Source organism: Nocardiopsis oceanisediminis, assembly GCF_048595525.1.
Taxonomy (GTDB): Bacteria; Actinomycetota; Actinomycetes; order Streptosporangiales; family Streptosporangiaceae; genus Nocardiopsis_A; species Nocardiopsis_A oceanisediminis.
Genome location: NZ_JAFMZJ010000001.1, coordinates 5,945,803 through 5,967,472 on the forward strand (window position 1 = coordinate 5,945,803; position 21,670 = coordinate 5,967,472).

The window sequence follows — 21,670 nt, forward strand, 5'->3', positions numbered from 1 at the left end:
CGCACGGCCGCGCACCGGAGCCGGACGGTCGCGGCGCGGTCACTCCGCGGCGCCTCCGGCGCGGACCGCGACCTCGCGCACCGCCGAGGCGACGGCCTTGGACAGGCCGGTGTGGAACACGCTCGGGATGATGTAGTGCGGCCCGAGCTCGTCGTCGGTGACGGCCCCGGCGATGGCCTCCGCGGCGGCGACCATCATGTCGGAGTCGACGTGGTGGCTCTGCGCGTCCAGCAGGCCGCGGAAGAACCCGGGGAAGACCAGCACGTTGTTGATCTGGTTCGGGTAGTCGCTGCGGCCGGTGGCCACCACCGAGGCGTGCAGGTGCGCCACGTCCGGGTCGACCTCGGGGTCCGGGTTGGCCAGCGCGAAGATGATCGAGTCGTCGTTCATCTCGGCGATGTCCTCGCCGCCCAGCACGTTCGGCGCGGAGACGCCGATGAACACGTCGGCCCCGGCGACCGCGCCGCGCAGGTCCCCGGTGTAGCCGTCCGGGTTGGTGTTGGAGGCGATCCAGGCCAGGTTGGGGTCGAGGTCGTCGCGGCCCTCGTGCACCGCGCCGTTGACGTCGCAGACCACCACGTGCTTGGCGCCGGCGTGCATCAGCAGCTTGAGGATGGCGGTGCCGGCCGCGCCCGCGCCGGACATCGCGATCCGCACCTCGCCGAGGTTCTTGCCGACCACGCGCAGCGCGTTCTTCAGCGCGGCGAGCACGACGATGGCGGTGCCGTGCTGGTCGTCGTGGAAGACCGGGATGTCCAGCAGCTCGCGCAGCCGGGCCTCCACCTCGAAGCAGCGCGGGGCGGAGATGTCCTCCAGGTTGATGCCGCCGAAGCCGGGGGCGATCACCTGGACGGTGCGGACGATCTCGTCGACGTCCTGGGTGTCCAGGGCGATCGGCCAGGCGTCGATGTCGGCGAACCGTTTGAACAGCGCGGCCTTGCCCTCCATGACCGGCATGGAGGCCTCCGGGCCGATGTTGCCCAGGCCCAGCACGGCCGAGCCGTCGGTGACCACCGCGACGCTGTTCCGCTTGACGGTGAGCCGGCGGGCGTCGTCCTTGTTGGCCGCGATGGCCTGGGAGACGCGGGCGACGCCGGGGGTGTAGGCCATGGACAGCTCGTCCCGGTTGCGGAGCGGGACCTTGGACTGCATCTCGATCTTGCCGCCGAGGTGCATCAGGAAGGTGCGGTCGCTGACCTTGTGCACCACGACGCCTTCGATGGCCCCCAGGGCGTCGACGATGGCCTGGGCGTGGTCGGTGTCGCGGGCGGCGCACGTCACGTCGATGCGGATCCGCTCATGCCCGGCCTGGGCCACGTCCAGGGCCGTGATGACGCCCCCCACGTGCTCGACCGCGTTGGTGAGGCTGCCGACGGCGCTGCCGTGCCCGTCGAGTTCCAGGCGGACGGTTATCGAGTAGGAGACGCTGGGAAGGGTGGCCACGTAAAGCTCCTCTATGTCACATGTCCGACGCGAACCGGCGCGCTCCGGCTCAGAACGCGCGCCGCCGGCACCGCGGGCGACCTGGCTGGGGCCGCGTTTCCCGGGCGTCGTGTCCCGCCCGGGGCGCCGTCGAGAGGTCCGGCGCGCAGGTGCCGTGCGCACCCTTCATGGTGCCACCGCCGCTGGTCGCGGTGGGCACCGGGCCGGTGAGGCGCTTCACACTCCGGTGCGCCCGGCGGCCCGCTCCCGGGCCAGCCGCTCCGCGATGTCCACGCATGTGGCCAGTTCGACCGCGGTGGAGTCGAGGACCAGGTGGTAGAGGGAGGGGTCGGCCGGGTCGGTGCGGTAGTAGCGGCGGACGTAGGCGCTGCGGGCCCGGTCGTTCTGCTCCAGGTCGCGCATGGTCGGCGGGTGCCAGGGGTGCTCCCTGGGCCCGGCGTCCGGGTCGGGCAGGGCCTCGCCGTCGTCGGGGGGCTCCGGCAGCCCCTGGGCGCGCGCCAGCTCGGGCAGGGCGGCGGCCTGCTCCAGCCGGCGCGCTCTGGGCCCGTCCAACCGGACGTGCAGCACCCCGGGGGCGCCGGCCAGCACCACGGCGCCGGCCCGGCCCAGCACCACGCCGCCGTCCTCGGCGATCCTGGCCAGCACCTGCTCGGTCCGGTCGACGAACTCCCGGTCGTCGAGGATGCGGCCCTCGGCGTCGGCGGCGCCGAGGTAGCTCATGTCCACGCTGCCCAGGGTGACGGTGGGCAGCCGGGCCGCGCCGGCCAGCATCCGCTCCAGCCCGCTGGGGGCGCGGTCGTCCCGGCGCAGCGCCTCCTCCAGGGAGCAGCCGATCCGCTCGGCGACCGCGCCGGGCACCGCCCGGTCCAGGAAGGAGACGCCGAGGCGGGCGGCGAGCGCGCGCCCCACCACGCCGCCGCCCGCCCCGTAGGTCGCCGAGACCGTCACCGCACAGCCCATAGCGCCACCATCCGGTCCGATTCCCGCGGGCCGCCCCGCTCAACCGGTTCCTACCCCGGCGCGGGGCGGCCGGAACGGCGGCTCAGAACAGCGCGGAGGTGAGCGAGCGGCGGGCCTTGGAGACCACCGGGTCGCCCGCGGGCAGCACCTCGAAGAGCGAGACCAGGTGCTTGCGGACCCGCTCGCGCTCCTCGTCCCGGGTGACGCGGACCAGGTTGATCAGCCGGCTGAAGGCGTCCTCGAACTTGCCGCCGTAGGTGTCGATGTCGGCGACGGCGATGTGCGCGTCGACGTCGGCGGGGTCGTCGGCGGCGGCCTTGCGCACCGCGGCGGCGTCGACATCGCGGAGCCGGCCGACCAGGCGCACCCAGGCCAGCTTCTGCCGGGCGTTCTCGTTCTTCGGGTCCTTCTCCAGGGCCTTGGCGTAGACGGCCTCGGCCGCCTCGAAGTCGTCCCGGTCCAGGGCCTCCTGGGCCTCGGCGTCGACCGGGTCCTGCGGGCCCTGCTCCTGCTCCGGGGCGCCGTCGTCCTCCGGGCCCAGCCCGGTGAACTCCGGCGGGAGGACCTGCTGCTTGCGCAGCTCCTCGAAGATCTGGGAGAGCCAGTCGCGCAGCTGGTCCCCGGTGGCCGGGCCGACCGGGCCGGGGACCACCTGGCCGCCGATCACCAGGGCCAGCGTGGGCACCGCCTGGACCCGCAGCGCCTGGGCGATCTGCGGGTTGGCCTGCACGTCCACCTTGGCGACGCGCCACTGGCCGCCGGCGCCCACGGCGAGGCGGTCGATGGCCGCCTCCACCTGGGCGGACTGCTCAGAACTGGTCTGCAGGACGGCGAGGACCACAGGCGCGCTGAGCGACGCCTCCAGTACCTCCTGCTGGAAATTGCTCTCGTCGACGTCGATCGCGTAGGGGTTGGCGGTGCCGGAGTTCCGCTCGGCCTCGCGCTTGGCCTCGCGTTCCATCGCGGCTTTGCGGGCTCCGAGGTCGACCGCACCCTGCATGGAGTAGTCCGATGGCTGCATGCCTCCATCCTGCCGCATGCCGGGGGCGTGCCGGTCAGAACCGCGGGTCCTCGGTGTAGGTGCCGAACTCCTCGCCCATGGCCGAGCAGATCTCGCCGAGGGTGGCCTCGGCCCGGGCGGCGTCCAGCAGTACCGGGACCAGGTTGGGCCGGGCCGGGTCGCGGACGGCCTCCAGCAGCCGGGCCAGCGCGGCGTCCACCGCGGCCGGGTCGCGGGCGGCGCGGCGGCGCTTCAGCGCGGCGGTCTGCTCCCGCTCGATCTCGTGCCCGATGCGGAGGATGTCCAGGTCGCCGGAGACGGTGTTGGTGGCGGTGTTCACACCGACGATCCGCTTGCCGCCCCGCTCCAGCGCCCGCTGGTAGCGGAAGGCGGACTCGGCGATCCGCGCGCTGAACCAGCCGCTGCGGATCCCGGCGAGGACGCCGGAGGCCATCGGGCCGATCCCGTGCCCGGCGTCCTCGCCGCCGCCCATCCGCAGGATCCGCTCGAAGGTCCGCTCGGCCTCGGCCTCCATCCGGTCGGTGAGCGCCTCGACGTAGTAGGAGCCGCCGAGCGGGTCGGCGACGGAGGCGGCCCCGGTCTCCTCCAGCAGCACCTGCTGGGTGCGCAGGGCGATCTCGGCGGCCTGCTCGGTGGGGAGGGCGTGCGTCTCGTCCAGGGCGTTGGTGTGCAGCGAGTTGGTGCCGCCGAGCACCGCGGAGAGCGCCTCGACCGCGGTGCGGACCACGTTGTTGTAAGGCTGCTGGGCGGTGAGCGAGACGCCGGCGGTCTGGGTGTGGAAGCGCAGCCACTGCGCCTTGGCGGTGGCGGCGCCGTACCGGTCGCGCATCCAGCGGGCCCAGATCCGGCGGGCGGCGCGGAACTTGGCGATCTCCTCGAAGAAGTCGATGTGGGCGTCGAAGAAGAAGGAGAGGCCGGGGGCGAAGGCGTCGACGTCCAGGCCGCGGGAGAGGCCGAGCTCGACGTAGCCGAACCCGTCGGCCAGGGTGAAGGCGAGCTCCTCGGCGGCGGTGGCCCCGGCCTCGCGGATGTGGTACCCGGAGACCGAGAGCGGCTTGAAGGCCGGGGCGTTCTCCGCGCAGTACTCCATCAGGTCGCCGATGAGGCGCAGGTGCGGCTCGGGCGGGTAGAGCCACTCCTTCTGCGCGATGTACTCCTTGAAGATGTCGGTCTGCAGGGTGCCGTTGAGCGCGGCGGTGTCCGCGCCCTGCCGCTCGGCGGCGGCCAGGTACATGCAGAACACCGGGACGGCGGGCCCGCTGATCGTCATCGAGGTGGTGACCTCGTCCAGCGGGATGCCGTCGAAGAGCGCGTCCATGTCGGCGGCGGAGTCGACGGCGACGCCGCAGTGGCCCACCTCGCCCAGCGCGAAGGGCGCGTCGGAGTCGTGCCCCATCAGGGTGGGCATGTCGAAGGCGACCGAGAGGCCGCCGCCGCCGGAGGCCAGGATCATCTTGTACCGCTCGTTGGTCTGCCGGGCGCTGCCGAACCCGGCGAACTGGCGGATGGTCCAGGCCCGGCCGCGGTAGCCGGTGGGGTGCAGCCCGCGGGTGTAGGGGAACTCCCCCGGCCAGCCGATCCGCTCGAACCCGGGGACGTCGGCGCCCGGCGGCGGGCCGTAGACCGGGTCGACCTCCTCGCCGGAGAGGGTGGTGAAGTCGGCGTCCCGGATGCGCGCCGCGTCGTAGCGCCGCTGCCAGCGGGCGCGGCCCGCCTCGATCTCATCGCCGGTGGCCATGGCTCCGACAGTAGGCCGCCGGGCCGGTTTCCGACAGGGGGCGCCCCGGGCGGCGGGGCGCCGGGGTCAGTCCCCGCCGGGGTCGGGGAAGTCGCCGAAGCCCACCCGGAGCTTGACGAAGGAGCGGTGCATCCGCTCCAGCTCCTCGGCGGTGTAGCCCTCCAGGCCGAAGTCCATGGCGAGCAGGTCGCGGGTGGCGTGCTCGACCACCTCCCGGCCGGCCTCGGTGATCTCGGCGAGGGTGCCGCGGCCGTCGCTGGGGTTGGGCATCCGCCGGACCAGCCCCTGGCGCTCCAGCCGGTCGATGGTGTTGGTGACGCTGGTGGGGTGGACCATCAGCCGCTCGCCGATCTTGCCCAGCGGCAGCGCCCCGGAGGCGCTGAAGGTGAGCAGGACCAGCGCCTCGTACCGGGCGAAGGTGAGCTCGTAGGGCTTGAGCACGCCGTCCAGGCGGCCGATGAGGATCTGCTGCGCCCGCATGATCGAGGTGACCGCGGCCATGGCGGGCGAGGCGCCCCAGCGCCGCTTCCAGTTCTCGTGCGCCCGCTCGATCGGGTCGAACGGCAGGTTCAGCGGATTTCCCACGTCGCCACTCTAGCGACCCGCGGAACGGCGGTGGTCCGGCCGGATTTTCCGGGTAACGGGTCTTGCCCTCCATCGAAATTAATAGTTAAGTTTCCTAAAAGATGCTCACCCAACGTGAGGACATCCCCCATGTCCGTGACGCGAAGACGCCCCCGACTCCGCCTCCGTGACCGGATCGCCGCGCTCGCCGCGGCCCTGATCGCCGCCCCGCTCGTGCTCACCGCCTCCCCCGCGGCGGCCGCCCCCGGCGACGTGACCGTCGTCTACACCGAGGGGTCGAGCTGGGAGACCGGCTACAGCGGCCAGTTCACCATCGACAACGCCGCCTCCTCCGAGCTGACCGACTGGACCATCGAGGTGACCCTGCCCAAGGGCGCCGAGATCGCCAGCCTCTGGAACGCCGCCATGAAGCGCTCCGGGGACACCTACACCCTGACCCCGCCGTCCTGGGGCGCCCCCGTGCCGGCCAACGGCACCTACCAGATCGGCTTCAACGGCAAGCGCGCCTCCGCCGGCACCAAGACCGAACCGGTCTCGTGCACCGTCAACGGCGCCCCCTGCGCCGGCGGCCCGGCCGACACCGAGGCCCCCACCGCCCCCACCGGGCTGGCCTCGGCCGGCACCACCTCCAGCACGGTCGCGCTCTCCTGGAAGGCCTCCACCGACGACACCGGGGTGGCCGGCTACGAGGTGGTCAGCGGCGGGCAGCCGGTGCGGACCGTGATCGGCACCGGCACCGAGGCGACCGTCTCCGGGCTGAAGGCCGACACCGAGTACACCTTCACCGTGCGCGCCTTCGACGCCGCGGGGAACCGCTCGGCGGAGTCCGGCTCCGTCACCGCCCGCACCGCCAAGTCCGACGGCCCCGGCCCCGGGCAGCCCGGCGGGCACCGGGTCGGCTACTTCACCCAGTGGGGCATCTACGACCGCGGCTACCTGGTGAAGAACATGGACACCAGCGGCACCGCGGCGCGGCTCACCCACATCAACTACGCCTTCGCCAACATCAACTCCAACGGCCAGTGCTTCCAGGCCAACCAGCTCGGCCAGGGCGACGCCTGGGCCGACTACGGCCGCTCGTTCCGGGCCGACGAGAGCGTGGACGGCGTCGGCGACACCTGGAACCAGGACCTGCGCGGCAACTTCAACCAGCTCCGCGAGCTCAAGGAGAAGCACCCGCACCTGAAGGTGAACCTGTCCATCGGCGGCTGGACCTGGTCCAAGCACATCTCGGACGCGGCCGCCACCCCGGAGTCGCGCGCCCGGATGGCCTCCTCCTGCATCGACATGTTCCTCCGCGGCAACCTGCCGCCGTTCGACGGCGCGGGCGGCCCGGGCGCGGCCTACGGCGTCTTCGACGGCATCGACCTGGACTGGGAGTGGCCCGGCAGCGAGGGCGCGCCCGGCAACGTCTACCGCCCCGAGGACAAGCAGAACTTCACCGCGCTGGTCAAGGAGTTCCGCACCCAGCTGGACGCGCTGGGCCAGGAGACCGGCCGGACCTTCGAGCTGACCTCGTTCATGCCCGCCGACCCGGCCAAGGTGGAGGCCGGCTTCGAGGTCGCCAAGATCATGCCGGACTTCGACTTCGTCACCGTGCAGGGCTACGACTACCACGGGGCCTGGGAGAACACCACCGGCCACCAGTCCAACCTGGTCGTCTCGGCCTCCGACCCCAACCCGCCGGAGCGGAAGTTCAGCGGCGAGGTCGCGATCGACGCCTGGACCTCGCGCGGCGCCAAGCCCGGCGACCTGGTGCTGGGCGTGCCGTTCTACGGCCGCGGCTGGACCGGGGTGCAGCCCGGCCCCGGCGGGGACGGCATGTTCCAGAGCGCGACCGGGGCCGCCCCCGGCCGCTACGAGGCCGGCATCCAGGACTGGAAGCTGCTCAAGGCCCTGCCCTCCCAGGGCTACACGCTCCACCGCGACGAGGCGAGCGGGGCGGCCTGGATCTACGACGGGACCACCCTGTGGACCTACGACGACCCGACCGAGATGGAGCGCAAGGCGCGCTGGATCAAGACGCAGAACCTCGGCGGCGCGATGGTGTGGTCGCTGGACGGCGATGACGCCGACGGCACCCTGATGCGCACGCTGGACGGCGCGCTCGGCTCCTGACCCCCCCGGGGAGCCGAGCGGCGAGGGCGGCGGTTGTGCACCGCGGAATCCCGGTGCACGGCCGTTGCCCTCCCCCCTTTCTGTTAGTTAAGTTTCCTGAAAATTTCGGGCAGACCAACCGACCCCCTGGAGAGATGCCCCCCATGTCGATCCCCCGAACAGCGGCCCGGGCCGCGGCTGTGGCGGCGGCCGCGCTGCTCCTGCCGGCGTCCCTCGCGGCCGCGCCGGCCGCGGCCGAGGACGCCCCGAGCGGCGGGCCGGTCACCGCCGCCCACACCGAGACCTCCCGCTGGCCCACCGGCTACCAGGCGGAGATCACGGTCGCCAACCCGACCGGCGCCCCGCTCGACGACTGGTCCGTCTCCTTCGAACTGCCCGAGGGCGCGAAGGTGCACGAGATGTGGGACGCCTCCCTGGAGGAGGACGGCTCCGGCTACACCGCCACCCCGCCGAAGTGGGGCGCGGAGATCCCCGCCGGGGGCAGCTACACCTTCGGCTACAACGGGAAGTTCTCCGGCGGCGAGACCGACCCGGTCTCCTGCACCATCAACGGCGCCCCCTGCGACGGCGGCGACGGCGGCGAGCGGCCCTACCGCCAGGTCGGCTACTTCACCCAGTGGGGCGCCGACGACAAGGACTACCTGGTCAAGTCGCTGGACACCACCGGCCAGGCCGAGCGGCTCACCCACGTCAACTACGCCTTCGCCAACCTGGACGAGGACGGCCGCTGCTTCGCCAGCGACACCGAGGGCGAGGGCGAGGCGCTCTCCGACTACGGCAGGGCCTACACCGCCGAGGAGAGCGTCAGCGGCACCGCCGACGAGGCCGGCCAGCCGCTCCGCGGCAGCTTCAACCAGCTCCGCCAGCTCAAGGAGAAGCACCCCGGCCTCAAGGTCTCCATCGCCATCGGCGGCTGGGCCTGGTCGGACCACTTCTCCAACGCCGCGCTGCCGGAGAACCGCGAGGCCGCCGTCGCCTCCTGCATCGACATGTTCATCGAGGGGAACCTGCCCGAGCTGAACGGCGCGGGCGGCGAGGGCGCCGCCGAGGGCGTCTTCGACGGCATCGACCTGGACTGGGAGTGGCCCGGCAGCGAGGGCGAGCCCGGCAACGTGGTCCGCCCCGAGGACAAGGAGAACTTCACCGCGCTGGCCGCGGAGTTCCGCACCCAGCTCGACGAGCTCGGCGAGGAGACCGGCGAGGACTACCTCCTCACCTCGTTCATGCCCGCCTCCATCGCCGCGCTGGACACCGGCTACGAGGTGCCCGAGCTGATGGAGTCGTTCGACTTCATCAACGTCCAGGGCTACGACTTCACCGGCTCCTGGTCGAGCAGCACCGGGCACCAGTCCAACGTCCGGGTGCCCGAGGGCGACCCGTCCTCGACCCCGCGCAGCTACGAGACGATCGTCCAGGCCTACCTGGACCGCGGGGCCGAGCCCGAGGACATCGTGATGGGCGTGCCGTTCTACGGCCGCGGCTGGCAGGGCGTCGAGCCCGGCCCGAACGGCGACGGCCTGTGGCAGGAGTCCGCCGGCGCCGCCCCCGGCCCGCGCGACCCCGGCTACAACGACTACAACGTGCTCGCCGGGTTCGCCGAGGACGGCGGGTTCGAGCTCTACCGCGACGACCACGCCGGCACCGCCTGGCTCTACGACGGCGACCAGTGGTGGACCTTCGACGACGCCACCGCCATCGCGCAGAAGACCGCCTGGGCCCGCGAGACCGGGCTGAGCGGCGCCATGGTCTGGTCGCTGGACGGCGACGACGCCGACGGAACCCTGTTCCGCGCGCTGGACGGCGAGCTCAACGGCTCCTGAGGAGACCACCCTGGAAAGGGGCGCCGCCGACGGGAGACGGCGGCGCCCCGCCTCCGCCGAGGGGCTCCTCGGCGCTGCGGCCCCGGCGTTGCTCGCCGCCGGGGCCGCAGGGGTGTCCGGCGCCGCGGATATGCTGGCCGGCATGCCCGCGACCAGCACGATCCCCGTCCGCATCGCCCCCTTCGCCGAACTCGGCACCGCCGAGCTGTACGCGCTGCTCCGGCTGCGCACCGACGTGTTCGTCGTCGAGCAGGAGTGCGCCTACCCCGAGCTGGACGGCCGGGACACCGAACCGGGCACGCTGCACGCCTGGGCGGCCGGCCCCGGAGACCCCGGCACCCCGCTGGCCTGCCTGCGGGTGCTGGCCGAACCGGACGGCTCGGCCCGGATCGGCAGGGTCGCCACCGCCCCCTCGGCGCGCGGGCGGGGCCTGGCCCGGCTGCTGCTGGCCGCCGCGCTGGAGCGGCTCCCCGGCCGCGAGGTCCGGCTGGACGCCCAGTCCTACGCCGCCGGCCTCTACCGCTCGTTCGGCTTCGAGCCGTGCGGGCCGGAGTTCACCGAGGACGGCATCGCCCACGTGCCCATGCTGAGGAGGGCGTCGGCCGCGGAGTAGGGGTCGCCGCCGGCCGCGACCTCGGCGGCCGCCCGGTCCAGCCCGGCGTGGCCGTGCACGTCGGCCAGGCGCTCGCGGAGCGCGGCCAGCACGATCGACTCGACCTCCCCGCGGGCCCGGGCCCGGCGGCGCCGCTCCAGCTCGCCGGAGCCGCGCAGGTGCTCGGCGTGCCGGTCGAGCCGGTCCAGCAGCTCGCCCACCCCCTCGCCGGCGGAGGCCACGGTGCTCACGATCGGCGGCCGCCACTCCCCCGGCCCGCGCTCCGCCTGGGCGATCATCTGGCGCAGGTCGCGCACGACGGCCCGGGCGCCCTCCCGGTCGGCCTTGTTCACCGCGAACACGTCGGCGATCTCCAGCACGCCGGCCTTGGCCGCCTGGACCCCGTCGCCCATGCCCGGGGCGCACAGCACCACGGTGGTGTCGGCGTGCGCGGCGATCTCCACCTCCGCCTGGCCGACGCCGACCGTCTCCACCAGCACGGTGTCGAAGCCCGCGGCGTCCAGCACCCGCAGCGCGTGCGGGGCCGCCCAGGAGAGCCCGCCCAGGCGGCCGCGGCTGGCCATGGAGCGGATGAACACCCCCGGGTCGGTGGCGTGCTGCTGCATCCGCACCCGGTCGCCCAGCAGCGCGCCGCCGGTGAACGGGGACGAGGGGTCGACGGCGAGCACCGCGACGCTCTCCCCGCGCCCGCGCACCGCCGCGACCAGCGCCGCGGTGGTGGTCGACTTGCCCACCCCGGGCGGGCCGGTGAGGCCGACGATCCGGGCCCGTCCGGCGGCCGGGGCGAGCCCGGCGGTGATCTCGCGCAGCACCCGCGCGCCCGCTTCCCCCCGGGAGCCCTCCTCCACCAGGGAGACGGCCCGCGCGACCGCGCGCCGCTCGCCCCGCAGCACCCGCTCGACGATCCCGGCCGGATCCGGCGCGCCCGTCACCCGCGGCCCCTCATCCGAACGGCCCGGTCCGGCCGTCGATCTGCTCCCGGAGGATGTCGGCGTGGCCGGCGTGCCGGGCCGTCTCCTCCACCATGTGCAGCAGGATCCAGCGCAGCGTCACCCGGCCCAGCTCCGGGTGGGGCACCGCGTCGTCCAGCGCGAACCGGTCCGCCGCCCGGCGGGACTCGGCGCAGGCCTCCCGGTACTCGGCGGTGAGCGAGGCGACGGTGTCGTGCCCGCCCAGCCGGAAGGTGGAGTCCGGCTCGGAGAGGTCCAGGCCGAGGTCCTCGGGCGGGCGGCCGCACAGGATGTGCTGGAACCAGTTGAGTTCGACGCGGGCCGCGTGCCGCAGCAGCCCGGCCGGCGTGGTCGCGGAGGGCACCAGGGCGCGCCGGGCGTCGGCATCGGACAGCCCTTCGGCCTTCCGCTCCAGCACCTGCCGCTGCAGGTCCAGGAAGGCCTCCAGGGTCTCCCGCTCGCCGCCCGACGGCGCCAGCGCGACCAGCCGCCGCGCCGCTTCGGGGAGCCGCTCCTCATCCAGCGCCATGCCCGGACCCTAACCCGGGCCCGGGCCGCGCGGCTAGGAAGCGGGGACCTCCAGCAGCAGGGCGTCGCCCTGCCCGCCGCCGCCGCAGAGCGCGGCCGCGCCGAGGCCGCCGCCGCGCCGCCGGAGCTCGTGCACCAGGTGCACGGCGAGCCGGGCGCCGGAGGCGCCGATCGGGTGGCCGAGCGCGATGGCGCCGCCGTCGGCGTTGACGATGTCCTCGGAGACGCCGAGGTCGCGCACGGACTGCACGGCGACCGCGGCGAACGCCTCGTTGATCTCGATCAGGTCCAGGTCGGAGACGTCCCGGCCGGCCTTGCGCAGGGCGTGCAGGATCGCGTTGGAGGGCTGGGAGTGCAGCGAGTTGTCCGGGCCGGCGACGTTGCCGTGCGCGCCGATCTCGGCGAGCACCGTGCAGCCGAGCTCCTCGGCCCTGGCCCTGCTCATCACCACCACGGCGGCGGCGCCGTCGGAGATCTGCGAGGAGGAGCCGGCGGTGATGGTGCCGCCCTCGGCGAAGGCCGGGCGGAGCCGGGCCAGGCCCTCCTCGGTGGTGTCCGGGCGCACGCCCTCGTCGGTGGCGAACACCTTCGGCTCGCCCTTGCGCTGCGGGATCTCCACCGGGACGATCTCGGCGTCGAACCGGCCGTCCTTGGCGGCGCGGGCGGCGCGCTGGTGCGAGCGGGCCGCGAAGGCGTCCTGCTCGGCCCGGCCGATGCCGAGCCGGGCGTTGTGCCGCTCGGTGGAGGCGCCCATCGACTCCCCGTCGAAGGGGTCGGTGAGGCCGTCGTGCTCGGTGGCGTCGAGCACCTCCATCGCGCCGTACTTGTGGCCCTTGCGCGCCTTGGGCAGCAGGTGCGGGGCGTTGGTCATGGACTCCATGCCGCCGGCGACCACGACGTCGAACTCGCCGGCCGCGATGAGCTGGTCGGCCAGGGCGATCGCGTCCAGGCCGGACAGGCAGACCTTGTTGACGGTCAGCGAGGGGACGTTCATCGGGACGCCGGCCTTGACCGCGGCCTGGCGGGCCGTGATCTGCCCCTGGCCGGCCTGGAGCACATGCCCCATCACCACGTAGTCCACCTGGTCGCCGGTGATCCCGGCGCGCTCCAGCGCGGCCTTGATCGCGACGGCGCCCAGGTCCGCTGCGCCGTGCCCGGCCAGCGAGCCGAGCAGCCTGCCGGTCGGGGTACGTACCCCGCTGACGATGACGGATCCGGGCATCTCGGGCCTCCCAGTGTCATTTATCGCACCCGGTCTGCAACGATACAGATGCCCGAACGTCCGCCCCACGGGAGGATCCGGAACCGTGTTCACCCGCATCGACCACATCGGAATCGCCTGCCGCGACCTGGACTCCGCGGTCGAGTTCTACCGCGGCGCCTACGGCTTCGAGGTCGCCCACGAGGAGGTCAACGAGGAGCAGGGGGTGCGCGAGGCCATGCTGCGGGTCAGCGGCACCGACGACGGCGGCGCCTCCTACCTGCAGCTGCTGGAGCCGATCCGGGACGACTCGCCGGTGGCGAAGTTCCTGGAGCGCAACGGCGAGGGGGTGCACCACGTCGCGTTCGGCACCCCGGACGTGAAGGGCGCCTCGGCCGCCGTCGCCGCGCGGGGCGTCCGGGTGCTCGACGCCGAGCCGCGCCCCGGCTCGATGGGGTCCAGGATCGCCTTCCTGCACCCCAAGGACTGCGGCGGCGTGCTGACCGAGCTGGTCCAGGCGGCCGAGGAGGAGCGGCACGGGTGAAGCCGTGATGCAACCGTCACCCGGCGAGTCGGGCGAAGGTCCCTCCAAGCGGGCGTTCGAGTTGATAAAGTCTGCTAGCCGCCAGGAGTACGGCGTTTCCCCCGATGTCCACCGCCGCGGTCGGCCGGGACTCCGCGACCAATGGAGCGAACTCCACTACGCCTAGGGCGCCCGCAGAGTAATCTCCAGCAGGAGCACCCGACCGCGCCGGCCGCAGCCGATCCGTCCAAGCCGTCTCGCCACCCGTTCAGGATTCCGCCACATGTCGTCCGATATTGAAGCCCAGCTCTCCAACTTCTTCGAGGAAGACACCCAGACCACCGAGTTCGACGTGGTCCTGCGCGGTTACGACCGGCAGCAGGTCGACCAGTTCATCAGCCAGAAGCAGACCGACCTCCAGCAGGCCCGCGACCTGGCCGACCGCTCCCGGCAGGAGCTGTCCAAGGTCAAGCAGCAGCTGCAGGAGCAGGAGCGCCCCACCTACTCCGGTCTCGGGGCCCGCATCGAGCAGCTGCTCCGCCTCGCCGAGGAGCAGGCCACCGAACTCGTCCAGGGCGCCCGCGCCGAGGCCAACGACATCAAGGCCGCCGCCAAGATCGAGGCCGCCGACATGCGCGCGGCCGCCGAGAACGAGGCGACCGAGATGCGCACCACCGCCCAGCGCGAGGCGGACGAGATGCGCACCTCCGCGGAGAACGAGGCGGAGGAGATCCGCACGACCGCGCGGCGCGAGGCGGACGAGCTCACCGCCACGACCGAGCGCGAGGTCCAGAAGAAGATCTCCACGGTCGAGCACGAGATGGCGGAGCGCCAGGCCACGCACGAGGCCGAGATCTCCAAGATCCGGATGACCACCGAGCGCGAGTGCACGCAGGCCCGCGCCGCGATGAAGCGCGAGCGCGACGAGACCCTGCAGGCCGCCAAGCGCCAGGCCGAGGAGCTCCGCGCCCAGGCCCAGCGGGCCCTGGAGGAGAGCGAGGCCCGCCGCGCCCAGGAGGAGGCCGAGTTCGAGATCCAGCTGGCGAGCCGGCGCGAGGAGGCCGAGCGGCAGGACGCCGAGCGGCTGGCCGCCGCGCAGGCCGCCACCCAGAAGCTGGTCTCCGAGGCCGAGGAGCGCGCCGCCAGCGCCGAGCAGCGGGCCACCAAGGCCAGCGCCCAGGCCGAGCAGACCCGGCGCGACGCCGAGCAGCACGCCAAGCAGGTCGTGGCCAACGCCAAGAAGCAGGCCGAGCAGACCAGCTCGGAGGCGAAGGCCAAGGCCGACCACCTGGTCGGCGACGCCAAGTCCGAGGCGGACCGGATCATGACCGCCGCCCGCCAGCAGGTCGACGAGCTGACCAAGCAGCGCGACAGCATCCAGTCGCACCTGCAGCAGCTCCGCCAGCTGCTCGGCGGCGGCGACTCGATGCCGGCCGCCCCGGCGGCCGCGGCCGCTCCGCCCGCCGCGGAGAAGCCCGCCATCGAGTCGAACGGCGCCGCGAAGCAGAAGCAGGCCGCCTCCGGCGAGGACGAGGACTGGTGGCAGGAGTAGTCCGCCGCCGCTGACCTCACGGCGGAACCACCGCAGGCCCGGCCCGGGAGCCCCCCGGCCGGGCCTGCGCCGTCTCCGGGCGCCCCTCCCCGCTCCGCACCGGGAGAAGCGGGGCCCCGGCCGGTTGCGGGCGGGCCCGCCTCACCGGCCCTCCCGCACCCGCCGGATCCGGCGGAGCGCGGCGCGGCCGCCCCGAGGGGCGCCGCGGCGGCTTCGGCCGGGGCGCTCCGGGAGGCTCAGGCCCCGGTGTCGCGGGTGTACTCGCCGTCCCACTCGGTGGGCAGCGGGTGGGAGCCCGGGGCGACCCGCTCCACCACGGCGTTGAGCACGGTGCGCACGTAGGGCTCGCCGACCCACAGGTGCTTGGCGCCGTCGACGCCGACCACCTCGGCCTGGGGGACCCGGGCGAACCGCTTGCGGGCCTCCTCCGGGCGGAGGTAGTCGTCGAACTCGGGCACCAGCGCGGTCAGCGGGCGGCCGAACTCCGCCCAGCCGTCCAGGTCGGCGTCGGTGGCCCGGTGCAGCGGCGGGGAGAGCAGGACCGCGCCCTCCACCTCGGGGTCGCGGCCCCACTTGAGCGCCAGCTCGGTCCCGAACGACCAGCCCAGCAGCCAGCGCCGGGGCAGCCCCTCGAACTCGGCGAACTCGATCGCGGCGGCGACGTCGTAGCGCTCCTCCTCGCCGTCGCCGAAGGCGCCCTGGCTGGTGCCGTGCCGCGAGGCGGTGCCCCGGGTGTTGAACCGGAGCACGGCCACGCCGGCCAGGGCCGGCAGCCGGAACGAGGCCTTGCGCAGCACGTGGCTGTCCATCATGCCCTCGGCGGTGGGCAGCGGGTGCAGGCAGACCAGGGTCGCGACCGGGTCGCCGGAGGGCGGCAGGGCCAGCTCGCCGACGAGCTCCAGGCCGTCGGCGGTGTGCAGGGTGATGGGGCGGCGCTGGGCCGGGAGCACCGTGGTGGCGCGGATCTCCATGGTTCCTCGTTCGCAGGCGGGGTTCAGAAAAGGTTCGCCCGGCGGCGCCAGCAGGAGGAGTGCCAGTGCCGGCGGTCCTCGCCGTCACCGTAGGGGCGCCAGGCGACCTGGTGCGGCATGCCCGGCCGGATCTCCTGGGAGCAGCCGGGGCACCGGTAGGTCTTGGTCGCGGCCGCGCCGCTGATGCTGCGGGTCACCCACTCCCCGTCGGGGCCGGTCTCCCGGCGCTGCCCTCCGGTGACGCGCAGCATGAGCGCGTCGGGGTCGGTGTCGTTCTGCTGGCTGCGGCCCCCCTTGCGGCGGGGGGCGTTTCGGCGCGGGCTCACCTGTCCAGGGTATTGACCGTTCCGACCGGGCGCGCAGGCGAGGGGCCGCGCCCCGGCCGCCGCGCACGTCCCGGGCGCCCCGCCGGCCGCCGGGAGCGGAGGGCCTACCGGGACGCGGGCGGATCCGGGAGGCTCACGGGTCCTCCGGGGCGTGTCCGCCGAGGAGTTCGCCGATGAGGACGGCGGTGGCGTTCAGTCCGCGGGAGGGGACCCGGGGCAGCAGGGAGGCGTCGGCGACCCGCAGGCCCGGGACGCCCTCCACCCTCCCCCACTGGTCCGCCGCGTGCCCCATGGCGCATCCGCCGCTCAGGTGGACCGCGGTGGAGGCGCGCTCGGCGATCCAGCGGTCCAGGGCCGCGGCGCCGCGCGGCGGCGGGTCGGCCGGCTCCAGGCCCGCGGCGGCCATCAGCTCGGCGCAGTGCAGCACGCCGGAGCGGAGCAGGGCGCGGTCGTGCGCGTCGGCGAGGTGCCGGTGCTCCGCCCGCGGCGGGTCGGCCGGGTCGGCGGAGGCCGGGACCAGCCTCCCCCGGCTGCGCGGGCGGAGCAGGGTGACCCCCCAGCCGGTCTGGTCCGGCGGCCCGGCCCCGGGGCCGATCAGCTCGGCGAACGGCGCGGTGTAGGGCATGATCTCCAGGCCGGGCAGGTGCAGCGCGGCCTGCACCACCTCGGTGCCCGGCGGCCTCGGCGGCGCGCCGCGGGCGCCCAGCACCACCATCGCGTGGTCCTGCGTCCCCGCGCCGACCGCGGGGGCCTCCGCCCGCACCGGGACGCCGAGCGCGCGCAGCACCGCGGGCGGGCCGATGCCGGAGAGCATGAGCAGCTGAGGGGTGCGCAGCGCCCCGGCGCAGAGCACCACGGTGCGCGCCCGGACCACCTCCGGCGCCCCGCCCTCGGGCCGGGCCAGCACGCCCGCCGCCCGGCCGGCGCGGTCCAGCTCCACCCGGAGCACCGGGGTCCGGCCGCGCACCTCCAGGCCGGGCCGGCCGGCCGCGGGCGCCAGGTGGGTCAGGGCGGTGGAGTGGCGCACCCCGCCGACGACGTTGAGCGGCACCCGGCCGACGCCGGGCGGGCCGCCCGCGTTCTTGTCCGGCTCCTCCGGGTGCCCGGCGGAGCGGCAGGCGCCGATGAACGCCTCGGTGGCGGGGAGCAGCGGGTCGGCGCGGCGGACCGGGACCGGGCCGCCGCGGCCGTGCCCGGGGCCGGCGAAGTCCCGGTCGTCCTCCAGGGCGGCCAGCACCGGCAGCACCGACCGGTAGGACCAGGCGTCCCGGCCGCCGGCGGCGAACGCCGCGAAGTCCTCCGGGCGGGCGCGGAGGAACACCCCGCCGTTGAGCGCGCCGGAGCCGCCGCCGACCCGGCCGCGGACGACGGTCCGCTCGGCGCCGCCCGCCGACCGGGCCGGGTGGGCGTCGGCGTAGCGGCCGCCCGGGCGGGCGGCCGCCATCCGGGTGCCGTCCCGCAGGACCTCCGGGACCGCGCCGCCGCCGAAGACCGGTCCGGCCTCCAGCAGCAGGACGCGGCGCCCGGGGGCCTCGGCGGCCCGCACCGCGTAGGCCGCCCCCGACGATCCGGCGCCGACGACGGCCACGTCGTACTCGGCCGGTCCCGCGGAGCCGGCGGCTCCGCTCAGCGCAGCGTTTCCGCGCCGTCCCGCACCAGCTTGGCCACCAGTGGGGAGGGCGCGTAGGGGGCGAGGCCGGCGTCGGCGATGCCGCGCAGCGCACCGGCCACCGCGCCGGCGCCGCGCTCGTCGAGCATCTCGATCGGGCCCTTGGGGTAGCCGCAGCCGAACCGCATCGCGGTGTCGACGTCGTCCGCGGTCGCGTAGCCCTCGCCGACCATCCGCAGCGCGTCGTCGATGTGCGGGGCGAGCAGCAGGTCGGCCAGGCCGAAGCCGTACTCGCCGGTGCGGACCGCCTGGGCGACGGGGCCGTCCGGGAGCTCCTCGGCGGCCTGGGCGGTGCCGTCGTAGGCGTAGAAGCCGCGGCCGGTCTTGCGGCCGAGCCGCCCGGCGGCGACCATCCGGCGGAGCAGCGGCGCCGCGGCATAGCGCGGCGTGCGGAACTCCTCCCAGAGCACGTCCATGACGGCCAGGCAGACGTCCAGGCCGACCAGGTCGGCCAGGGTCAGCGGTCCCATCGGCAGCCCGGCGGCCTCGGCCGGCGCGGCGTCGATCTCCTCCCGGGAGGCGAGCCGGTGCTCGTAGGCGGCGACGGCGTCGTTGAGGTAGGGCACCAGCAGGGCGTTGGCGACGAAGCCGGCCCGGTCCCCGACCGCGACCGGGGTCTTGCCGACCCGCTTGGCGACCTCGGCGGCGACCGCGACGGTCTCCGCGGATGTGCTCACCGTGCCGACCACCTCGGCCAGCTTCATCACCGGGGCCGGGTTGAAGAAGTGCAGCCCCACCACCAGGGACGGCCGCCCGGTGAGCGCGGCGATCTCGGTGACCGACAGCGACGAGGTGTTGGTGGCCAGGATCGTGCCGGGCGGGCAGATCCGGTCCAGGTCGCCGAAGACGTCGCGCTTGATGTCGATCCGCTCCGGCACCGCCTCGACCACGAAGTCGGCGTCGCCGAGCCGTTCCCGGTCGGTGGTGAACGTGATCCTGCCGAGGATGGCGTCGTGCTCCCCGGGGGTGATCCGCCCCTTGTCCCTGGCACGCCCGAGGGACTTGCCGATGTGGGCGCGGCCGCGTTCCAGCGCCGCTCCGTCGATCTCGACTCCGGTCACGTCGAACCCGGCCCTGGCGAACACCTCGACGATGCCCGCGCCCATCGTTCCGAGTCCGACCACGCCGAACTTCTTGAATTCCTGCACCATGGCGCCAACCCTAATCCGTTGCCGATTCCGCCCCCGCGCCGCCTCCGTCACCGGCACCATGTCTGCATGCGCATCGGAGCCTTCCTCCCCGCCGCGGGGTTCCCCGGGCAGGACCACACGCAGACCCTGGAGGCGGCGGTCGACGCCGCCCGAGCCGCCGAGGACGCCGGGTTCGACTCGGTCTGGTTCGCCGAGCACCATTTCATGAGCTACGGGGTGTGCCCGTCGGCGATCACCCTGGCCGGGTTCGTGCTGGGCCGAACCGAGCGGATCGCGGTGGGCACCGCGGTGAGCGTGCTGAGCACCGCGCACCCGGTGGCGCTGGCCGAGCAGGCGGCGCTGCTGGACCAGGTGTCGGCGGGCCGGTTCCGGCTCGGGGTCGGGCGCGGGCTGCCCCTGGTCGACCTGGAGGTGTTCGGCACCCTGGACCGCTACGAGCGGGGGCACGCGGACGCGCTGGACCTGCTGCTGGCCGCGGTGCGCGGCGGGCGGGTGCGCGCCGACGGGCCGGTGTTCGGGTTCCGCGAGGTGGAGGTGGTGCCCGGCCCGCGTACCCTGCCCCGCCCCGACGTGCTGCTGGCCGCGACCTCGGATGCGTCGCTGGGCATGGCGGCCGATCGCGGGCTGCCGGTGCTGCTCGGCATGCACCAGCGCCCGGAGGAGCAGGCCGCGACGCTGGAGCGGTACGCGGAGCTGCGCGAGCGGGCCGGCGGCGGCCCGGTCTCCGGGCACGTGGCGGCCTCGGTGGCGCATGTGGCCGACACCCGGGAGGAGGCCCGCAAGACGCTGCTGGAGTCGCTGCCGCGCTGGCTGCGCCCGGGGCTGGCGGGCTACCGGCGGATCGGGCAGGAGGGGCCCCGGCGCGACCCGGACGCCTACGCGGCGTTCCTGTGCGACGCGCACGCGGTCGGTTCCCCGGAGGAGTGCGTGCGCAGGCTGCGCGACCAGGCCTCGGCGACCGGCGCGGAGGAACTGATCCTGCTGGTGGAGGGGGCCGGCGCACCGGAGGCGGTACGGCGCAACATCGCCCGGCTGGGCGCCGAGGTGCTGCCCGCGGTCCGCGCCGCGCGGCCCGGGGGCGCGGGGTGACCTTCCTGCTCCCGTCCGAGCCCTGCCAGGGCCGGAAGGCAGCCCGAAGGATCTCCGCCGAGGGCGGTGGCGGGCGACGGGCAGAAGAAGCAGCGGCCCGGAGGGCCCCAATGAGGGCGGTGGCGGGCGGGGCACCGAGGGGACGGGCGCCCCGCCCTGCCGGTCAGCAGTCGACCAGTTCCGGGGACTGGTTGAGCAGCTGGGCGCGGGGCGCGGTGAACCGCTCGTAGGCCTCGTCCGCGTCCGGCCGGAACAGCGCGACCCGGTGGCAGTTCTGGAAGGCCAGCCGCATGCCGAAGTGGCGCTCGACGGCGCCGCGCATGGCGTCGCTGGCGACCAGGCGGAGCAGCTGGCCGCGCTCCTTCTCCCCGGGCGGCGCGGTCTCGTTGGCCTCGAACTCCGCGCCGCTGCCGCCGGCGCGGTCGGCCAGTCCGCTGACCACCTCCCAGGCGTAGGGGAGCGATTCGCGGATGCAGGCGATGAAGTCCTCGTCCGAGACAGGGCCCCGCTCGGCCTTGTCCAGCAGCTCCGGTGAAACCGTCAGCGACATTGCGTCCTCATCTCTTCGTCGGCGGACCGCGGTAGCGACGTTAGATCCCGAGCGCGGTCACGTCACGGGACCCCGGGGTCACAGATTGCTGCCCCCGGCGCCATATGAAAATAGTTTTCATTGTCGTTCGGCGCCACCGGAACCGGGAAATCCGGCCCCGCGGCGCCGCTAGGATCGGGCACCGTGAGACTCGTGATCGCCCGGTGCAGCGTCGACTACGTCGGCCGGCTCACCGCCCACCTGCCCATGGCCCCCAGGCTGCTGCTCTTCAAGGCGGACGGCTCGGTCTCCGTGCACGCCGACGACCGCGCGTTCAAGCCGCTGAACTGGATGAACCCGCCGTGCACGGTGCGCGAGTCCGCCGACGAGGACGGCACCGAGATCTGGACGGTCACGCACGGCAAGTCCGGCGAGAAGCTGGTGCTGCGGATCGAGGAGGTCACCCACGACAGCTCGCACGAGCTGGGCGTCGACCCCGGCCTGCAGAAGGACGGCGTCGAGGCGCACCTGCAGGAGCTGCTCGCCGAGCACATCACCACCCTGGGCGAGGGCTACACGCTGATCCGCCGCGAGTACCCCACCGCGATCGGCCCGGTGGACATCCTGTGCCGGGACGGCGGGGGCGGCACCGTCGCCGTGGAGCTCAAGCGCCGCGGCGACATCGACGGGGTGGAGCAGCTCACCCGCTACCTCGAACTGCTCAACCGGGACCCGGCGCTCAAGCCGGTGCGCGGCGTCTTCGCCGCCCAGGAGATCAAACCGCAGGCCCGGGTGCTGGCGGCCGACCGCGGCATCGGCTGCGTCACGCTCGACTACGACGCGCTGCGCGGCATCGAACCGGACACCCCGAGACTCTTCTGAG

The 21,670-nt window shown here is 74.4% G+C and carries 20 protein-coding genes; 7 read left to right on the forward strand and 13 right to left on the reverse strand.

Annotated elements, in window-relative coordinates:
- Window positions 1–39: 39 nt before the first annotated feature.
- The 5 genes from J0910_RS25920 to J0910_RS25940 form a co-directional block, all read right to left on the reverse strand.
- Entirely contained in the window at window positions 40–1,443 is a 1,404-nt protein-coding gene (locus J0910_RS25920; RefSeq protein WP_420161149.1) for an NAD-dependent malic enzyme, read from the reverse strand.
- A 216-nt stretch (window positions 1,444–1,659) separates the two neighbouring features.
- Window positions 1,660–2,403, reverse strand: a complete 744-nt coding sequence (locus tag J0910_RS25925; RefSeq protein WP_420161150.1) for a cytidylate kinase-like family protein — start codon at window positions 2,401–2,403, stop codon at window positions 1,660–1,662.
- A gap of 82 nt (window positions 2,404–2,485) precedes the next feature.
- On the reverse strand, window positions 2,486–3,424 hold the full coding sequence (locus J0910_RS25930) for a co-chaperone YbbN (protein ID WP_420161151.1): 939 nt from the start codon (window positions 3,422–3,424) through the stop codon (window positions 2,486–2,488).
- 34 nt (window positions 3,425–3,458) lie between these two features.
- The gene (locus tag J0910_RS25935; protein ID WP_420161152.1) at window positions 3,459–5,162 is read right to left on the reverse strand and encodes a coenzyme B12-dependent isobutyryl-CoA mutase large subunit; all 1,704 of its coding nucleotides are present in this window, start codon (window positions 5,160–5,162) and stop codon (window positions 3,459–3,461) included.
- A gap of 66 nt (window positions 5,163–5,228) precedes the next feature.
- Window positions 5,229–5,747, reverse strand: a complete 519-nt coding sequence (locus J0910_RS25940; RefSeq protein ID WP_420161153.1) for a MarR family winged helix-turn-helix transcriptional regulator — start codon at window positions 5,745–5,747, stop codon at window positions 5,229–5,231.
- A 129-nt stretch (window positions 5,748–5,876) separates the two neighbouring features.
- Between J0910_RS25940 and J0910_RS25945 the strand changes: the two genes are divergently transcribed.
- The 3 genes from J0910_RS25945 (at window position 5,877) to J0910_RS25955 (ending at window position 10,298) form a co-directional block, all read left to right on the forward strand.
- Window positions 5,877–7,865 (forward strand): glycosyl hydrolase family 18 protein, encoded by a 1,989-nt coding sequence (locus tag J0910_RS25945; RefSeq protein WP_420161154.1) that lies wholly within the window; start codon window positions 5,877–5,879, stop codon window positions 7,863–7,865.
- Between the two features lie 143 nt (window positions 7,866–8,008).
- Window positions 8,009–9,685: a glycosyl hydrolase family 18 protein gene (locus tag J0910_RS25950; RefSeq protein WP_420161155.1), complete on the forward strand. Its 1,677-nt coding sequence runs from the start codon at window positions 8,009–8,011 to the stop codon at window positions 9,683–9,685.
- A 142-nt stretch (window positions 9,686–9,827) separates the two neighbouring features.
- Window positions 9,828–10,298: a GNAT family N-acetyltransferase gene (locus J0910_RS25955; protein ID WP_420161156.1), complete on the forward strand. Its 471-nt coding sequence runs from the start codon at window positions 9,828–9,830 to the stop codon at window positions 10,296–10,298.
- On the opposite strand, the gene meaB is transcribed toward J0910_RS25955, so the two are convergent.
- From meaB to J0910_RS25970, 3 genes are read right to left on the reverse strand one after another with little or no spacing between them, the layout of a single operon-like run.
- Window positions 10,202–11,230: a methylmalonyl Co-A mutase-associated GTPase MeaB gene (gene meaB, locus J0910_RS25960; protein WP_420161157.1), complete on the reverse strand. Its 1,029-nt coding sequence runs from the start codon at window positions 11,228–11,230 to the stop codon at window positions 10,202–10,204. The two genes, J0910_RS25955 and meaB, sit on opposite strands and share 97 nt — an antisense overlap.
- Window positions 11,231–11,240: 10 nt before the next feature.
- Window positions 11,241–11,777, reverse strand: coding sequence for a DinB family protein (locus J0910_RS25965; RefSeq protein WP_420161158.1), 537 nt, complete (start codon window positions 11,775–11,777; stop codon window positions 11,241–11,243).
- Window positions 11,778–11,810: 33 nt separating this feature from the next.
- A complete protein-coding gene (locus tag J0910_RS25970; RefSeq protein WP_420161159.1) occupies window positions 11,811–12,998 on the reverse strand; it encodes an acetyl-CoA C-acetyltransferase in 1,188 nt (395 codons plus the stop codon).
- A gap of 85 nt (window positions 12,999–13,083) precedes the next feature.
- Here J0910_RS25970 and mce point away from each other — a divergent pair, with 85 nt between their 5' ends.
- Window positions 13,084–13,521: a methylmalonyl-CoA epimerase gene (gene mce / locus J0910_RS25975; RefSeq protein ID WP_420161160.1), complete on the forward strand. Its 438-nt coding sequence runs from the start codon at window positions 13,084–13,086 to the stop codon at window positions 13,519–13,521.
- Between the two features lie 262 nt (window positions 13,522–13,783).
- Window positions 13,784–15,052, forward strand: coding sequence for a DivIVA domain-containing protein (locus tag J0910_RS25980; RefSeq protein WP_420161161.1), 1,269 nt, complete (start codon window positions 13,784–13,786; stop codon window positions 15,050–15,052).
- Window positions 15,053–15,288: 236 nt separating this feature from the next.
- Here the strand turns inward: J0910_RS25980 and J0910_RS25985 are convergent, their stop codons facing one another.
- The 4 genes from J0910_RS25985 to J0910_RS26000 all read right to left on the reverse strand — a co-directional run bounded on the left by J0910_RS25985 (window position 15,289) and on the right by J0910_RS26000 (window position 19,169).
- A complete protein-coding gene (locus J0910_RS25985; protein ID WP_420161162.1) occupies window positions 15,289–16,023 on the reverse strand; it encodes an alpha/beta hydrolase in 735 nt (244 codons plus the stop codon).
- Between the two features lie 23 nt (window positions 16,024–16,046).
- Window positions 16,047–16,349 (reverse strand): ATP/GTP-binding protein, encoded by a 303-nt coding sequence (locus tag J0910_RS25990; RefSeq protein WP_420161163.1) that lies wholly within the window; start codon window positions 16,347–16,349, stop codon window positions 16,047–16,049.
- 133 nt (window positions 16,350–16,482) lie between these two features.
- Window positions 16,483–17,937: a mycofactocin dehydrogenase MftG gene (gene mftG / locus J0910_RS25995; protein WP_420161164.1), complete on the reverse strand. Its 1,455-nt coding sequence runs from the start codon at window positions 17,935–17,937 to the stop codon at window positions 16,483–16,485.
- Between the two features lie 38 nt (window positions 17,938–17,975).
- A complete protein-coding gene (locus tag J0910_RS26000) occupies window positions 17,976–19,169 on the reverse strand; it encodes a 3-hydroxyacyl-CoA dehydrogenase (protein WP_420161165.1) in 1,194 nt (397 codons plus the stop codon).
- A 66-nt stretch (window positions 19,170–19,235) separates the two neighbouring features.
- Between J0910_RS26000 and J0910_RS26005 the strand changes: the two genes are divergently transcribed.
- Window positions 19,236–20,258 (forward strand): LLM class flavin-dependent oxidoreductase, encoded by a 1,023-nt coding sequence (locus tag J0910_RS26005; protein WP_420161166.1) that lies wholly within the window; start codon window positions 19,236–19,238, stop codon window positions 20,256–20,258.
- Between the two features lie 163 nt (window positions 20,259–20,421).
- Here J0910_RS26005 and J0910_RS26010 read toward each other — a convergent pair whose 3' ends face one another.
- Window positions 20,422–20,808 carry an SCO5389 family protein gene (locus J0910_RS26010; protein WP_420161167.1) on the reverse strand — a complete coding sequence of 129 codons (387 nt, stop codon included), beginning with the start codon at window positions 20,806–20,808 and terminating at the stop codon, window positions 20,422–20,424.
- A 183-nt stretch (window positions 20,809–20,991) separates the two neighbouring features.
- On the opposite strand from J0910_RS26010, the gene nucS reads away from it, so the two are divergent.
- Window positions 20,992–21,669: an endonuclease NucS gene (gene nucS / locus J0910_RS26015; protein WP_420161168.1), complete on the forward strand. Its 678-nt coding sequence runs from the start codon at window positions 20,992–20,994 to the stop codon at window positions 21,667–21,669.
- The last annotated feature ends 1 nt before the right edge of the window (window position 21,670 follow it).

Excerpts from the sequence above, each read along its gene's own strand:
- J0910_RS25925 (WP_420161150.1), bottom strand. The coding sequence starts at position 2,403 with ATGGGCTGTGCGGTGACGGTCTCGGCGACCTACGGGGCGGGCGGCGGC.
- J0910_RS25930 (WP_420161151.1), bottom strand. The coding sequence starts at position 3,424 with ATGCAGCCATCGGACTACTCCATGCAGGGTGCGGTCGACCTCGGAGCC.
- J0910_RS25935 (WP_420161152.1), bottom strand. The coding sequence starts at position 5,162 with ATGGCCACCGGCGATGAGATCGAGGCGGGCCGCGCCCGCTGGCAGCGG.
- J0910_RS25945 (WP_420161154.1), top strand. The coding sequence starts at position 5,877 with ATGTCCGTGACGCGAAGACGCCCCCGACTCCGCCTCCGTGACCGGATC.
- J0910_RS25950 (WP_420161155.1), top strand. The coding sequence starts at position 8,009 with ATGTCGATCCCCCGAACAGCGGCCCGGGCCGCGGCTGTGGCGGCGGCC.
- J0910_RS25955 (WP_420161156.1), top strand. The coding sequence starts at position 9,828 with ATGCCCGCGACCAGCACGATCCCCGTCCGCATCGCCCCCTTCGCCGAA.
- J0910_RS25965 (WP_420161158.1), bottom strand. The coding sequence starts at position 11,777 with ATGGCGCTGGATGAGGAGCGGCTCCCCGAAGCGGCGCGGCGGCTGGTC.
- J0910_RS25970 (WP_420161159.1), bottom strand. The coding sequence starts at position 12,998 with ATGCCCGGATCCGTCATCGTCAGCGGGGTACGTACCCCGACCGGCAGG.
- J0910_RS25980 (WP_420161161.1), top strand. The coding sequence starts at position 13,784 with ATGTCGTCCGATATTGAAGCCCAGCTCTCCAACTTCTTCGAGGAAGAC.
- J0910_RS25985 (WP_420161162.1), bottom strand. The coding sequence starts at position 16,023 with ATGGAGATCCGCGCCACCACGGTGCTCCCGGCCCAGCGCCGCCCCATC.
- J0910_RS26000 (WP_420161165.1), bottom strand. The coding sequence starts at position 19,169 with ATGGTGCAGGAATTCAAGAAGTTCGGCGTGGTCGGACTCGGAACGATG.
- J0910_RS26005 (WP_420161166.1), top strand. The coding sequence starts at position 19,236 with ATGCGCATCGGAGCCTTCCTCCCCGCCGCGGGGTTCCCCGGGCAGGAC.
- J0910_RS26010 (WP_420161167.1), bottom strand. The coding sequence starts at position 20,808 with ATGTCGCTGACGGTTTCACCGGAGCTGCTGGACAAGGCCGAGCGGGGC.